The sequence below is a fragment of the Desulfurella sp. genome (assembly GCF_023256235.1).
Lineage (GTDB): Bacteria > Campylobacterota_A > Desulfurellia > Desulfurellales > Desulfurellaceae > Desulfurella.
Map to the genome: position 1 here is coordinate 17,317 of NZ_JAGDWY010000015.1, position 14,074 is coordinate 31,390.

At 31.1% G+C, this 14,074-nt stretch carries 14 protein-coding genes and 1 pseudogene; 14 read left to right on the forward strand and 1 reads right to left on the reverse strand.

Annotation, left to right across the window (positions count from 1 at the left end):
- On the reverse strand, positions 1–1,977 hold a 1,977-nt coding region (locus Q0C22_RS01580), incomplete at its 3' end, for a hypothetical protein (RefSeq protein WP_291490338.1).
- Between the two features lie 92 nt (positions 1,978–2,069).
- On the opposite strand from Q0C22_RS01580, the gene Q0C22_RS01585 reads away from it, so the two are divergent.
- The 14 genes and pseudogenes from Q0C22_RS01585 to Q0C22_RS01650 form a co-directional block, all read left to right on the forward strand.
- Positions 2,070–2,996 (forward strand): sulfurtransferase, encoded by a 927-nt coding sequence (locus Q0C22_RS01585; RefSeq protein ID WP_291490339.1) that lies wholly within the window; start codon positions 2,070–2,072, stop codon positions 2,994–2,996.
- Positions 2,997–3,071: 75 nt separating this feature from the next.
- A complete protein-coding gene (uvrC, locus tag Q0C22_RS01590; RefSeq protein ID WP_291490340.1) occupies positions 3,072–4,850 on the forward strand; it encodes an excinuclease ABC subunit UvrC in 1,779 nt (592 codons plus the stop codon).
- Between the two features lie 24 nt (positions 4,851–4,874).
- A complete protein-coding gene (locus Q0C22_RS01595) occupies positions 4,875–5,321 on the forward strand; it encodes a pyrimidine dimer DNA glycosylase/endonuclease V (RefSeq protein WP_291490341.1) in 447 nt (148 codons plus the stop codon).
- Positions 5,322–6,554: 1,233 nt separating this feature from the next.
- Positions 6,555–7,670, forward strand: coding sequence for a hypothetical protein (locus Q0C22_RS01600; RefSeq protein ID WP_291490342.1), 1,116 nt, complete (start codon positions 6,555–6,557; stop codon positions 7,668–7,670).
- A 6-nt stretch (positions 7,671–7,676) separates the two neighbouring features.
- Positions 7,677–9,203, forward strand: a complete 1,527-nt coding sequence (locus tag Q0C22_RS01605; RefSeq protein WP_291490343.1) for an AAA family ATPase — start codon at positions 7,677–7,679, stop codon at positions 9,201–9,203.
- Between the two features lie 9 nt (positions 9,204–9,212).
- Entirely contained in the window at positions 9,213–9,572 is a 360-nt protein-coding gene (locus Q0C22_RS01610; protein WP_291490344.1) for a hypothetical protein, read from the forward strand.
- Positions 9,544–9,966, forward strand: coding sequence for a hypothetical protein (locus Q0C22_RS01615; RefSeq protein ID WP_291490345.1), 423 nt, complete (start codon positions 9,544–9,546; stop codon positions 9,964–9,966). The genes Q0C22_RS01610 and Q0C22_RS01615 overlap by 29 nt, the downstream gene beginning before the upstream one ends.
- A 318-nt stretch (positions 9,967–10,284) precedes the next feature.
- Complete coding sequence (locus tag Q0C22_RS01620) at positions 10,285–11,154, forward strand: sensor domain-containing diguanylate cyclase (RefSeq protein ID WP_291490346.1); 870 nt, start codon at positions 10,285–10,287, stop codon at positions 11,152–11,154.
- Between the two features lie 51 nt (positions 11,155–11,205).
- Positions 11,206–11,520 (forward strand): hypothetical protein, encoded by a 315-nt coding sequence (locus tag Q0C22_RS01625; RefSeq protein WP_291490347.1) that lies wholly within the window; start codon positions 11,206–11,208, stop codon positions 11,518–11,520.
- Between the two features lie 11 nt (positions 11,521–11,531).
- Positions 11,532–12,548: a type II TA system antitoxin MqsA family protein gene (locus tag Q0C22_RS01630; protein WP_291490348.1), complete on the forward strand. Its 1,017-nt coding sequence runs from the start codon at positions 11,532–11,534 to the stop codon at positions 12,546–12,548.
- Positions 12,541–12,750: pseudogene (locus tag Q0C22_RS10405) on the forward strand (DnaJ domain-containing protein); the annotation flags it as partial. The gene Q0C22_RS01630 and the pseudogene Q0C22_RS10405, both read left to right, overlap by 8 nt.
- 242 nt (positions 12,751–12,992) lie before the next feature.
- The gene (locus Q0C22_RS01640) at positions 12,993–13,139 is read left to right on the forward strand and encodes a hypothetical protein (protein WP_291490350.1); all 147 of its coding nucleotides are present in this window, start codon (positions 12,993–12,995) and stop codon (positions 13,137–13,139) included.
- 8 nt (positions 13,140–13,147) lie between these two features.
- Positions 13,148–13,552, forward strand: a complete 405-nt coding sequence (locus Q0C22_RS01645) for a hypothetical protein (protein WP_291490351.1) — start codon at positions 13,148–13,150, stop codon at positions 13,550–13,552.
- Positions 13,513–14,074, forward strand: a 562-nt coding sequence (locus Q0C22_RS01650) for a hypothetical protein (RefSeq protein ID WP_291490352.1), incomplete at its 3' end; no start/stop codon positions are given. The genes Q0C22_RS01645 and Q0C22_RS01650, both read left to right, overlap by 40 nt.

A 14,074-nucleotide genomic window follows, 5' to 3' on the forward strand; every position in this document is an offset into this window, starting at 1 on the left:
ATTTATAGAACTTTGTTTTGGTGGACTTTGCTTTTTTTCCAACATAGATATTTTTGCCTGTATAAGTTTACCATCAATACTTACCTGAGCATATTGTCCTTTTATGTTAATAATTGTACCAAAGGATTTTCCTAACTTTACAGTATCTCCTTTTTCAAATACTTGTTTTGAAATTGGAGTTTGCTTGCTTGGTAAGTCAAATCTTTCAATTGAGCTTACAAACCTTTGGGCATCTTTTATTTCTTTGGTCTTGATAACCTTTGAAATCTCTTTTTTTAATGTATTTAACAGTTGTTTATATTGCTGTTGTGTTTGCAGGTGTTCACTCAATAAACTTTCCTTTAACTGATTTATTTGCTGATTGAGTCTGTTAAAGAGCATCTTGTATCGTTTTATGAGTCTGTTGTATAGATCTTTTTTTCTTAGCATTTCATTGAGTTCTTTTTCATATTTATCAAATAGCTGATTTTCTTTTGATTCAAAAGCTTGTTTAGCTATTTCGGATATATCAGTGTTCAAATACTTTTGCATGATTTCTATGCCGTAGCTTTTGCCAATTTTGCCATAGGTTAGCTTATAGGTAGGTTGAAGTTTATCTTCGTCAAACTCAAATGCGGCCAGAGAAACATTGTCAATATCTTTTAACTTATATACTAGATTTCTGTAGTGTGTACTCATAATGAGCATCGGGTTTTTTTTGTTTAGATAAGAAAATATAGCATATACGATTGCATATGCTTCATCCGGGCTTGTTCCACTTCCTGGTTCGTCTAATAGTATCAGGGAGTTTTCGTCTGATTTATCTATTATTTCTTTTATTCTAACCATATTCGAAGAAAAGGTGCTCAAACTTTCTGTTTCCTGCTCATCGCCAATTACAGCAAATATATTTGACACTTTACCTATCGAAAAGTAATCTGCACAGATTGGTATATTGGCAAACGCACAAAGCGTTGCAAGACCTACTTGTTTTATAAATACTGTTTTTCCACCAGTATTTGGGCCTGTTATTATTAAAGATCCATTTAAACTTAAATCGTTGCCTACAACATTTTCGTGAGTTTTTAAAAGCAGGGGGTGTTTTAAATTGTGAGCTTCAAGACGCTTTTTTTCATCAAATTGTGCCAATATTGCATTAAATTTTTTTGCAAATAAGATTTTTGCACAAAAACAATCAAGCTTTGCAAGTTCTTTTGTATTATGAATCAAATCTTGAGCATGTTTTCTAATAAGATTTGTAAAAGCAATAAGGATTTTTTGTATTTCTTTTGTTTCTTCCAATATTAAATCTTCAAGATAATTGTTTTTCTCAAATATTTCGTATGGCTCTACAAAAAAGCCTGCTCTTGAAATATCCACCTTTCTTGCTTTTATGTATTCTTTATAATTTGGCTTTACAAGTATTGTAAAACGTGAATTTTTCAAAAAAACATTTGTATCAAGCAGGATATTTTGCAATCCTTTTTTTCTTATAAAAAAATGCAAAAGCTTTGTTATGTCTTCTTTTGTTGCTTTAATTTTTGATCTTAAAAATGAAAGTTTTTTTGTGCTTGAGTCTTTGACGTAACCTGTTTCATCAATTGTTTGGGCTATTAAAAGTTTTAGCTTATCAAGATTAACAAAATTTATATAATTTTTGAGATTTTCGGCCAGGTTTTTGTCTAGATTGCTTATAAAATCAATGAAAGTATATATGTAGTAAATTTCCTTTGAGCTTAGTTGAGAATAAAGAACTTTATCTAAATAATTATCTATATATATATCATCAAGTGATGGTATAGAGTTTTGTAAATTTTCAAAAAAAATATCTAAAATCTTTGAATTTTGGAGAGCTTTTTCGAAATCAAATACAGGCTCTATCTTATCAATACAATTTTTACCGTATGTTGTTTGAGCAAACTCTTTTAAAACATTTTTTAGTTTGTCAAACTCTAAAACTTCAAAAACACTTTTCATACCTTTGATATTATAATACATTAGTTTAATTTTTTGGCAAAAATTTTTTAGGGTTGAAATTTAATAATATGTGTATATTATATAGTGAGAAACTTACTTAAAAGGAGGTACTTATGCTAAAGCGTTTAGCATGGATGGTATGTTTTGCTTTGCTTTTATTGTTTAACTTTGCTTTTGCAAAAGTTGGTATTTTAAGCACTCAAGAAGCTGCATCTATGATTGGTAAAAAAGGTGTGGTAATTGTAGATACAAGACCACAAGAAGCATATCTAAAAGCACATTTGCCCAATGCTATAAATTTAACGCCAACGGGCGAGCTTTTTAGTGAACAATATGGTGTTAAAGCTGCAAGTATTGCCAATAACCCGCAACTTGAAGCAACTTTATCAAATGCTGGAATTTTACCAACTGACACTGTAATTGTTTATTCTGGAGGGGATAATCCTGCATTTTTCTTAACAAATGCCACAAGGGTTATTTTGGCTCTAAAATGGGCTGGCGTTGAAAATGTGTATTTTATGAATGGTGGTTTTGAAAAATGGGTTGATGAAAAAAGACCAGTTCAATCAGGCGATGTTGCACTACCAAAAACACATTTTGTAATAGAGCGCAATACGCCACAAACTTATGTATTTAGCGATTTTGTTGAATGGGCAGTTAAAAATGAAAATAAAATTCAACTTGTCGATGTAAGACCATTTGCTCAATACACAGGCGAGTTTACAAGTGATAAACGACTTGCAAAATATGGTCACATAAAAGGGGCAGTTAACCTGCCAGTAGGCGAGTGCGTTAAAAAAGTTGATAATTACTTTTTAATTAAAACACCACAAGAAATTGAGAATTTACTTAAAAAAGCTGGTGTGGATAATAATAAACCAATTATTTCATATTGCAACACAGGTTACTTTGCTAGCGGTTTATGGTTTGTAGAAAGAGCTTTATTTGATAACGAGCTAGTTTTTACATATAACGGCTCAATGGTTAGCGCATCAAGAAATCCAAATATACCAATCGTTACAGGAGCATCCCCCCTCTGATACTTTTTTGTAAGCAAAGCTTTTAAGCTTTGCTTACATATTCTAAAAATACATTTTTTTGTTATAATTGCCTATATGAACGGTGTTGAAATTTTTTTGGATAAGACACTTTTGCGTCAAATTCCAAAACTTTCCGGCATATATAAAATATATTCAAGTCAAAATGAATTACTCTATATTGGGAAAGCAAAAAATCTAAGAAACAGATTAGCTTCTTATTTAAGAAAAAATATTGATCCTTATAAGCAAAAGATGATACAGGAAGCCCATAGTGTTGAGATTATAGTTACAAAAAACGAAGAAGAAGCACTGCTTTTAGAATCAAATTTAATAAAAGAACAACGTCCACCATACAATATTGTATTTAGAGATGATAAAAGCTACCCTTACTTGCGAATAACATATAGTGAAAATTTTCCTCGTGTTACATACTCACGACGCATAAAAAACAAAGATGATTTTTATTTTGGTCCTTTTCCTTCAGCAGAAAGCTTACATATGCTTATAAAAGTTATAAAAGATTCGTATAAAATTATACAAAAAGATGACAAAAGCTGTCAAAAAACAAATCAAAAACCATGCATTTATTATCAGATGAAAAAGTGTTTTGCGCCCTGTGCCCAGATGGTAAGCAAACAAGACTATTTAAAATTAATTGATGAAATAAAGCTTCTTTTGTCAAAAAATCACGATGTGCTAAAAAATAAAATCATCGAACAGATAAAGAAATATGCAAACGAAGAACAATTTGAAAAAGCCATAGAGCTGAGAGATTCACTTGATGCAATCAATATATTAAAAGAAAAACCTATTGTAACAGATACAAAAGCACAAATTTTGGATTGTTTTGCTTTTTTGGAAAAAGACGACATTACTTGCGTTTATGTTTTAAATGTAAGGTTAGGTAAGGTTATTGCTGGCAGGAGCTACTTTTTTAATAAATCATTTGATTTAGAATCAAAACAGGAATTTGTCATACAATACTATCTTCAGGGAGAACTTTTGCCTAAAAAAATTTTAATAAGCGAACCCCTTGAATTATCCAATAGTATTTTTGAAAAAAAAGTAGAAATTATCCATCCGAAAAAAGGAGAAAACCTCAAAATATTGGAACTAGCAAAAAACAATGCCAAAGAACAACTGGATTTGCATCTTTCAAAACTCAAAGCAAATTTGGAAGTTTTCAAACAGATAAAATTATTACTTGGACTTGAAAAAATACCGTATTATTTTGACGTATTTGATATTGCACACATCAGCTTTGAATATGTAGTTGCAGGTGTTGTAAGATTTGATATTTCAGGTTTTAACAAATCCTACTATAGAAAATACAAACTTGAATCAAAATTCGAGTATGAATCTATGAAAGAAGCTATTTGCAGGCATATTAATTTGATAAAAAACTCAAAACTCATTCTGCCAGATGTAGTTATACTTGATGGCGGACCTATACAATTAAAAGCAGCAAGTTTTTGTGGTGTAAAAGCTATTGCTATAGCAAAAGAAAAGATTGATCATAAAACTATAAGAAGCTTATATGATGTTGAAGATAGCGTGTATTTAGAACATGGCAAAGTTGAAACAGATAAAAAAGTTTTAAACTTTTTGCAAAAGCTAAGAGATGAAGCTCATCGCTTTGCAAACACATACCATAGAAATCTAAGAAGCAAAACAACAATTGCAAGTGCGCTTGATAGGATAGAATTTATTGGTCCAAAAAGAAAAAAAGAATTATTTGAAAAATTTGGCAGTATAGAAAATATAAAAAATGCTTCACTAAAAGATATTGCATCTATTAAGGGTATAAGTGAGTCTATCGCACAAATGATAAAAGAGAAACTAAAAGATTTTTAGCATAACTGTTTGTAAAAAAATTTTATGAGACTATGGTCTTTGCATCCTGCTTATTTAGATACAAAAGGTTTACTTGCGCTGTGGAGAGAAGGACTACTTGCAAAAAAAGTCCTTTTGTCTCTAACTAAAGGCTATAAAAATCATCCACAACTTGATAGATTTAAAGCTTATAGTGACCCATTAAATGCTATCGATTCTTTTTTGTACTTTGTATATTTAGAAGCAAGAAATAGGAATTATAATTTTAATGTAAACAAAATATCAACTCTAAACTTACTTGTCGAAAAAATTCCCATAAAGAGGGGTCAGCTTGAATTTGAATATAATCATCTATTGGATAAATTAAAACTAAGGGACAAAAATAGGTATGAGTTTTTACTAAAATTAAGCAGTGACAAAATCTCAACCAACCCTTTGTTTTATGTAATTGAAGGCGACATTGAAGAATGGGAGAAAACCAAAAAAGCTTAAATGGTTAACATTATTAAACTACTTAGCTCCTCTTTCGTTTTTATACACTACAACCTAAATGTTTTAAAATTACCCTGCTGTTCTTTAGTAAGCGTAACGATTTTAGACCAACTAAAGCTTTCTTTTACGAATTTAAGTTGTATTTTATATACCGGGGATAGTTTTTCAAGCCCATCTGTTGCGGATATTCCTTATTGGTGTTAATGGTACTATAAATTCCCCAGGTAGGGCGCATTTAAATTCCCCACCTTAAAATGTAAAATATCTCCCAAATAAATGGGGAGGTAAAAATTGAAGGGGATTGATATTTATTACACAGTTCAAACACTTATGGGTTTAGGATAACAGTCATCCTAAAGGCAACGCCTGTCATCTTCAAGCGTAAGCGAAGTTAGTCATCCTGAGCGTAAGCGAAGGATCTACTTATGCCATTGCACAGTGGTGAGACTCTTCGCTAGAGCTTCAGAATGACACATTGAAAAAAAATTAAACAAATAAAGTGGGGAAAATAAACGCGCCTTAGGTGGGGAATTTGACTTGACTTTAACACCTCAAGCAACGCTTCTGGCAAAAACTGCTTTAAATAAAAGCTTGTAGATAAAAATAATTAAATAAACAACCAGTATTTATAGTTTATGTTAAATGTTTTTAAGCATTTAGTTCATTCAAAGACAAAAGCAGTATTTTAAAATTTGCCCAATGTAGTATTTTCTTTTATCGGCAGGAAGGATGGAAGAAAGTTTTACTTTATAGTCATTAACCTGAATGTTTGGCCATAACAATTCTAAGCATGGTCCAACCGATAAAAATAGGTTTTGGAAGGATTTTTCTATGGCTTATTATAAATGGCTTCAAGTTTTGTAAAATTTTTACCAAACATACCAAATTATCACTTATAGTAATTTGGTATACTCAATACAAAAAGCCAATATTTATGTTTTCGTTAAATAGTTTTATATTGATTTATATTAAAGGCATTGATTAAAACAAACAAGTAGATCTGCTTTAAAAAGTCAATTAAAATTGAGCCAGCATAACCAACGAATTTGAGCCACCTTTTTCTTGTGTTTTAGTCTGGTTTTTTATCTTTATTCTTCTATAACTTTCACAATTTATTTTTAGCACAATTTCATTATAGCCGCAAATTAATGGAGGTGTTATTTAAATAGAAAATAAAAAATTAGAAATTTTTTACTTGACAAAGGAGTAGTGATTAATGATATAATTTTTTTTATGGAAATTGATTTAGGAAGAGTAGTTATTGGACTCGAATTTACTAAAGAAAACGCAGAAAAGGTAAAAATATTTAATATAGATGATATAAAAGAATTTTTTAATAAAAAATATATACCTGTGCTTATGAAGTATCTTAACAGCGATGACGGACTTTTAGCTCAATTTTTTTATGGAAACGGGAATGATGAAATTAAAGATTTTATAGAACAATCTCAAAAATCAGGTAAATCTGTAGAAGAAATATTGAATGGTATTGCTATAAAACTTGGATTAGAACCATTTGTAGAAGAAGGAATATCTAACCAATGTATATATAATTCAAAATCCTTATACGAAGCTATCAGGTCTTCTAAGACATATTACATGTTGATTGATAATATAGATTTAGATACAGACAATATTGATGTAGATATCTATAAGATGATAGATTGCAATAAAAATAAAATTATTTTACGCAAAAACTTAACCTTAAATCTGAATAAAGGCTTAGAGATACAAAATGCATTATTTTCTTCCTTTGGTAGCGAAGATCATATAATATTCACCATTAAAAGCAATGTAAAAAATCAATCACAACAGCCAAAGATATCATTTAAAGATACAAATTTTCAAAATATAATTTTAATTTGTGAGAATATAAATCTTTACATAGAAAACTGTGTCCTGAAAAATACCCAAATCTCGACAAACAATTCATCTATTATGATAAGTGGTTCTGATGTATCAAATTTTAATCCAACAACAGATTTATCAGATTCATCTGCGTTATTATTCTTAAACTCCAAATGTGAAATGGATAGTGTAAAAGTATTTGGGAATTACTCTAATGGTATAAACTGCAAATCCTCAACTCTTTCAATAACAAACTCTGATATATTTAAAAATGGGAATAATAAGGATAGCTATTCTCAGCTATGGTTAGAAAAATCTCAAGTCAATATACAAAATACTCAAGTCCATGATGGAGTGAATAACGAGGGGATTTATATCGGTGACAACTCCACCAAATGTAAAATGGAACATGTAAAAACATATGGTCACAAACGGGCTGGGCTTAGATCTAGCTATTTGGTTAAATATAACAATTGTAGTTTTGAAGATGGAATATGGTAGAAAACTTTGAAGATAATAAAAATTAATTCTTATAGAGATATTTTTAACGAAGTTCTTGCCCATTTTAATGCGGATGGGTATAAGCTTTTTTATCTTGCTTCTACAGAAGAGCTTAAAATATTAAAAATGCTTAGAGAAATTGCCAATGTTAAAAAAGTAAATATGTATATTTATGATATAGCAAACGGCCTTAGTTGTAAAGATGACAATAGAGTTTCTTTATTATCTAATGATGCTTTAAGAGATATAGAGTTTGTTTTGTTTTGGCTTCAAAAAAACGCCAAAGGAATTGCCGTATTCTTAGATATAGACAATCTATTGTATGAAAATTATAAGATTAAAAGAGCCTTTAAAAATACTGTAAATTACATTACTGAGAATAATATATATCTCAAGTTTTATTTGGTATCCCAATACTTTAACATACCTCAAGACCTACAGATAGAATCTTATTATTTTGATATACCGTTTCCAAACAGAGATGAAATAGAAAATTCAGTAAAAACAATTGTGGAGCGTTTTTATAAAGGCAATAGAAAAGATTTTCTTGAGAGATTTATAGGAAGTTTAACCGGTCTTAGAGAGCAAGACATAAAAAATATTATAAAATATGTGGTGACAGAAGGCGAGCTATCGGAATCATCCATATCTATAATAACGGAGTTCAAGGTTCAAAGTTTAAAAAGACAAAGTCTTTTAGAATTTGTCACATCTAAGGAAAATATCTCAAGCTTAGGTGGTATGAAAAATCTGAAAGAATGGTTAGATAAAAAGTCAAAAGTGATAGCAAATCTTAAAGAAGCTAACGATTTTGGGGTAGATACGCCAAAAGGCATATTACTGTTTGGAGTGCCCGGATGTGGCAAAAGCCTTGCCGCAAAAGTCATAGCATCATCTTGGAACCTACCTTTAATAAGACTTGATATGGGTGTGATACTTGGGCCTTATCTTGGACAGTCTGAAGAAAATATAAGAAAGGCTATTAAGATTGCTGAATCTATGGCTCCATGTGTACTTTGGATAGACGAGATAGAGAAAGCATTTTCTGGTGTTGGTCCTAATGGTGATTCACACGATGTTCTGAAAAGAGTATTTGGAACGTTCTTAACATGGATGCAAGAACGAGACAAACCAGTATTTGTGGTAGCAACAGCTAACGATATATCTGGTATGCCTCCAGAGTTTTTGAGAAAAGGTAGATTTGATGAAATATTCTTTGTGGATTTGCCTGACAAAGAAAATATTAAAGAGATATTAAGAATACATTTAAAGAAAAGAAAACATGAGAGCTGGTATAGTCAGGTTGAAAAATATATTAATAGGTTGAGTGGATTTTCTGGGGCTGATATAGAAGCAGTGGCTAACGAACTTGTAGAAAGGGCTTTTATTGATGAAAGTTTTAATGAATCTAAGTTATCAATATACATGGAAGACATATTAAAAGAATTTAATCCAATATCTCAGTCTTTAAAAACTCAGATAGCAGCGTTGAAAGAAAAACTAAAGAGTATATCTGCAAAACCTGTAGACTAAGGAGAAACAATGGAACAATATTTTAGTGAAGAAATAGCAAGGTTTATTAAAGAGATAACACAGGAACTTTCAGAAAGAAATAATGAAGATCAACAAGAAGTTATAATAGAAATAATTCAAAGATATACAGGTCTGCCAAAAGAACAAGCAGAAGAGTTCTTAAAGAGAATGATAAGTGGTATAAACACCTTTGAAGAAATAGTGGCTTCAAAAGATTTTTCAGAGACAAAGGCAAAGCTTTCACCAGAAGTTTTGAAAGACATAGAAGACCAGATAAAATTACAAGTGGATGCGACATTAGAAGAAGTTTCGCAGTATGTTAAAGAGGAGAATGACGCAAATGGAACAGGAACAAGACAAAATAGTTGATTTAATTCACGCTCTTGCATATCAACGAGCTAATTCCGCAGGGCTTTTAGGTGATACAGCGAAAACTCCAGAAGAAATAGGTGTAATTGGGGCAGCTTCAGCTCATACTTCAAGAATAATAAGCGATTTTGCCTCAGGGAAAATTACAGTAGAAGAAGCAAAAGAAAATCTACGCAATACATTTGACAGCACTGTTGAATCATTAATAAGAAAAGGCTACGATTTATTACATACCGGTATAGTAAAAATAACACGAGCTTATTTCGGACCAGTAGTTTCTACTATAGCACATGTTGGTTTAAGTTTAGTCAAAGAGAAAGTTGTAAAAATAGTCAAAAATATAGCAAGCGGTATATGGAATATGGTAAAAGGCTTTTTCAAGTTATCCTTGTAGGTTGGTAAGTATTTAGAGCTTATATTATTAAATTTAGTTTATAAACTTTTCCCATTCAAAACTAATTGTATTCTATACTGCTTTACTAAATCAAGATAGCTCTAACAAAATCAATATCCAAAATATTTTTATGTATATATCACATAAAAAAAGTCAATTAAAAATAAATAAAAACCTAATATACAAAACAATTTTCATTGCAATATAGATTTTTATAGAGTAAAATTTTTTTAAAACTCTCGAATAATTGTTTACATTGTCTTTATTGTTTTATAGAATGGCATTAACATCAATTAGATTAAATCTCAAGGGGGTTTTATGGAAAACATACTAAACCTGGAGTCTTTAAAGTTCATATTTGAGAACATCCAAATAGGTGTATGCGTAATAGAGTCTTCCACAAACAAGATAGTTTATGTAAACAAACACTTTTGCGAGCTTGTTGACCTACAAGCTCAAGAGATACTAAACCTTGAAGATCCGTTTGTGCTTTTTAGCACTAAACATATAGAGTATGTAAAAGACTACATAAACTTTAAACTAAACGATGTTGATGATGCAAGCATTAACAAAAAATATGTTAAATTAAGAAGAATAAAAAAGTCTAAAGTAGTTAATACTAAGTTTAGAATCCTCAAATTTGAGCAGGATTCTAAAACCTACCTTTGTTTATCTGCTATAAATATAACAAATCTTATTAAAGAAAAAAGAGCCATTGCAGAAAAAGCTGAGACGGATTTTCTAACTGGAATATTTAATAGACTCTCTATAGAAACCAAACTCAATGAGTTTTCTAATTACTCATACGGTGTGATAATGTTTGATGTAGACAATTTTAAATACTTTAACGATACCTATGGTCACAGCATGGGAGATGAAATACTAAAGAAAATAGTGCAAGAAGTAAAATTTTCCCTCAGATCAAAAGATATCTTTGCAAGATGGGGAGGGGATGAATTCTTAATCCTTATAAGTGATGTATCTGCAAAAGATTTAATAAAAATAGCAAACAAGATAAAAAACAAAGTCTCATCAATAGATTTTGGTATAGATGAAAAAGTAACAATCTCTATAGGAGCAGGCATATTTGATAATCAAACTACTACAGAATTAGTAATTGAAAGTATAGATAAAGCTCTCTATAAAGCTAAACACAAAGGCAAAAACAAAGTAATGTGGTATTTATGATAAAAATAGGCTTGACATTTATCATATGATAATATATATTGAGGTATATGAATGAAGCAAGAGATTATAAGCGCATATTTAAAACGCGCAAAGAAAGCGCTTCAAAACGGTTTCGATTTTGTTCCAAGGCAAAAGAACAAAGAGTTTTTATTAAACTACGGCTTAAACGAAAAAACGCTAAAGCAGGCAATATTGGAGCTAACTTTAGACGACTACAAGGAAGGCCCTCTTGAAGACAAAGATAAAAAAGGAGAACTTTGGGTGTTTAAGATTAGTTTTGAAGGAATAGATAATATTTATATAAAGCTAAAGGTCTATGAAGTAGAAAATAAAGAATACTTAAAATGCATAAGTTTTCACAACTAGGAGGTGCATAAATGAAACTGGTTTGTCCAAACTGCGAGAAATTAGAGCTTGTTGAGCCATATACACACAAGACAACAATAAATGTAAAAAATGAACCAATACAGGTAGAGCTGAAGCTCTACAGGTGTCTTGAATGTGGCCAGCTGATACAAGACCCTAAAAACCCTCAAGATGAACTTGATATAGCATATAGAATATACAGGCAAAGACATCACTTATTGCAGCCAGAAGAGATAATTGCTATAAGAAAAACCTACGATCTATCTCAAAAAGACCTATCAAACTTAACAGGTATAGGCATTGCTACAATAAACAGATACGAAAACGGCTCTCTTCAAAATGAAGCTCACGATACAATACTGTCTTTGCTTAAAAACCCAGAGGCTGTAAAAGAGCTTCTGGATAAAAACAAAGATAAGTTCTCAGAAGAAAAGATAGCTTCAATTACAAAGAAAATATACGAGCTTTACAAAAAAGACAGTTTAAAAAATATAGAGCTTATCTTTGAACGCTACAACGATAAAGAGCTTACAGGAAACAGACCCTTTTCTTTAAAAAGACTCATAAGCCTAATAAGCCTTATTGCAAATAAACTCAAAGAAAAAAATATAGAGCTTACAAAAACAAAACTAAACAAGTTATTATTCTACATTGACTTTCTAAGCTTTAAACAAAACAACTGCTCTATAACAGGAGCAGTATACGCTCATCTTCCATACGGTCCTTGCCTTGAAAGCTTTGACACTGTTATATCAAGCCTTGTAGAAGAAAACATACTTGGTGTAAAAGAAGTAATATACCAAGATAAATCCTACGAAGTTCTAGAGCCTCTAAAAGAACCCCAAACAGACATATTTAATCCGGATGAACTAAGCCTTATTGAAAGCACTATAGAAAAACTCTCTTTTTTAAGCGCTAAAGAGCTATCTGAGATATCTCACAAAGAAAAAGCATACACTGCAACAAAAAACGGTGAGCTCATAGAATACAGCTTTGCAAAATATCTTCAAGGGGTAGAAGATGTTTGATAGAGACTACTACAAAATATTAGGTGTAAACAGAAATGCAACCCAGGAAGAAATAAAACAAGCCTATATAAACCTTGCCAAAAAATACCACCCTGATGCAAACCACACAGACAAATACGCAGAAGAGAAAATGAAGCTTATAAACGAAGCCTACTTTGTTCTATCAGATCCTGTTAAAAAAAGAGACTACGATACCTTTGGCTACTACAATGAATCCAAAAGCGACTATGTAGAAGAGTTTGCGCAGATACTAAAGACACTGAAAGCCAAAATGCACGATCTTGGCCTTGATAAGCTATTTGAAGAAATAAACAAAATTCTAAATGATGATACAAACCCCAAAAAGAAAGAAGCAATTAAAAAAGCAATACTAACCTTTGGAACAACAGCGCTAACAGTGCTTTTAGTAAAGCTTGTAAATGACCTTTTAGAAGGAGACTAAATATGAGCAAGAGAAGAGAAAAACTAGCTCAAGCTTCTTTAAAGCGTTTCTTAGAAAAAACTAAAAGTGGCTGGCAATGGCGCATTAAGCATTACAAAGCTATGAGCTCTCTGGAAGAATTGGAAAGCAAAACAAATAAAAAACTATAAGAAAACAAATGAATAGTGTTTTAAAGCGCAAATTTAAAATAGAAAAAGCCTTCATTGAATCAATCCTAAATACCAAACAAAAGCGTTTTAGAGCTTTGAAAGACTTTATAATTGATGAGCTAATACAAAAAAGCTCTGAATACAAAAAGCTCTCAAAACAAAACAACCTGGATTTCTTTAAATCTCCCAAAAAAGACAAAGAACTCCTGCAATCCCTTCTTTCTATCTACAAAAACAAAACAAAAGAACAAGCCCTCAAGGGTTACTTTTTGGGCTCAAGCAATGACTCAACACCAGAGCTTGCTCTACTGGAACTTTCAATAGAGTCTTTAATATCATCCCTTATAGATTTATCAAATACAGCAGGCAAAAGATGTATTCCAACTCAAAAGACACTTATGATGATCAAGTAGCTGATTATTTTAAAAGCAAAGGCTATGATATTGTATCCAAAGGCGGCTATGGCAAAGCTTCATTTGATGTAGTTGCAAAGGATAAAGACCGCTATATCTTTGTAGAAGTAAAATCAGATAAAGAGGTTTCAGCTGTTATGAATTTTACCTATAAGAAGGTAGAAAACATCTACTTAAAAGGCTATAATAGAAGCTTCTATAAAAAACAATACGAGGAAGAACTAAAAAGCAAGTTTGGCTCAAAAGGAAAAGATCTAGTGTTTCTCTACCTTGTAACCGTAACTCATCAGATGCCTTTTACGCTTAAAGCAAATCTAATAGATAATAAACCCTACTCTTTGTATTTAGCTATACCAAGGCAATATGAGCAATACCTAGATAAAGCCTTTGAAATATTAAATAAATTAGATGTTGCAAGAACAGAGGAATGCACTTACATTTGCACCAAAGACAAGGCAGAAGTGGGTCCTACAAACAACTGGGCTGATGAAGACGAGATGGAGGCAAGGCTCAACAAGCTCA

Excerpts from the sequence above, each read along its gene's own strand:
- Q0C22_RS01585 (WP_291490339.1), top strand. The coding sequence starts at position 2,070 with ATGCTAAAGCGTTTAGCATGGATGGTATGTTTTGCTTTGCTTTTATTG.
- Q0C22_RS01610 (WP_291490344.1), top strand. The coding sequence starts at position 9,213 with ATGGAACAATATTTTAGTGAAGAAATAGCAAGGTTTATTAAAGAGATA.
- Q0C22_RS01615 (WP_291490345.1), top strand. The coding sequence starts at position 9,544 with ATGGAACAGGAACAAGACAAAATAGTTGATTTAATTCACGCTCTTGCA.
- Q0C22_RS01620 (WP_291490346.1), top strand. The coding sequence starts at position 10,285 with ATGGAAAACATACTAAACCTGGAGTCTTTAAAGTTCATATTTGAGAAC.
- Q0C22_RS01640 (WP_291490350.1), top strand. The coding sequence starts at position 12,993 with ATGAGCAAGAGAAGAGAAAAACTAGCTCAAGCTTCTTTAAAGCGTTTC.
- Q0C22_RS01625 (WP_291490347.1), top strand. The coding sequence starts at position 11,206 with ATGAAGCAAGAGATTATAAGCGCATATTTAAAACGCGCAAAGAAAGCG.
- Q0C22_RS01600 (WP_291490342.1), top strand. The coding sequence starts at position 6,555 with ATGGAAATTGATTTAGGAAGAGTAGTTATTGGACTCGAATTTACTAAA.
- uvrC (WP_291490340.1), top strand. The coding sequence starts at position 3,072 with ATGAACGGTGTTGAAATTTTTTTGGATAAGACACTTTTGCGTCAAATT.
- Q0C22_RS01645 (WP_291490351.1), top strand. The coding sequence starts at position 13,148 with ATGAATAGTGTTTTAAAGCGCAAATTTAAAATAGAAAAAGCCTTCATT.
- Q0C22_RS01595 (WP_291490341.1), top strand. The coding sequence starts at position 4,875 with ATGAGACTATGGTCTTTGCATCCTGCTTATTTAGATACAAAAGGTTTA.
- Q0C22_RS01630 (WP_291490348.1), top strand. The coding sequence starts at position 11,532 with ATGAAACTGGTTTGTCCAAACTGCGAGAAATTAGAGCTTGTTGAGCCA.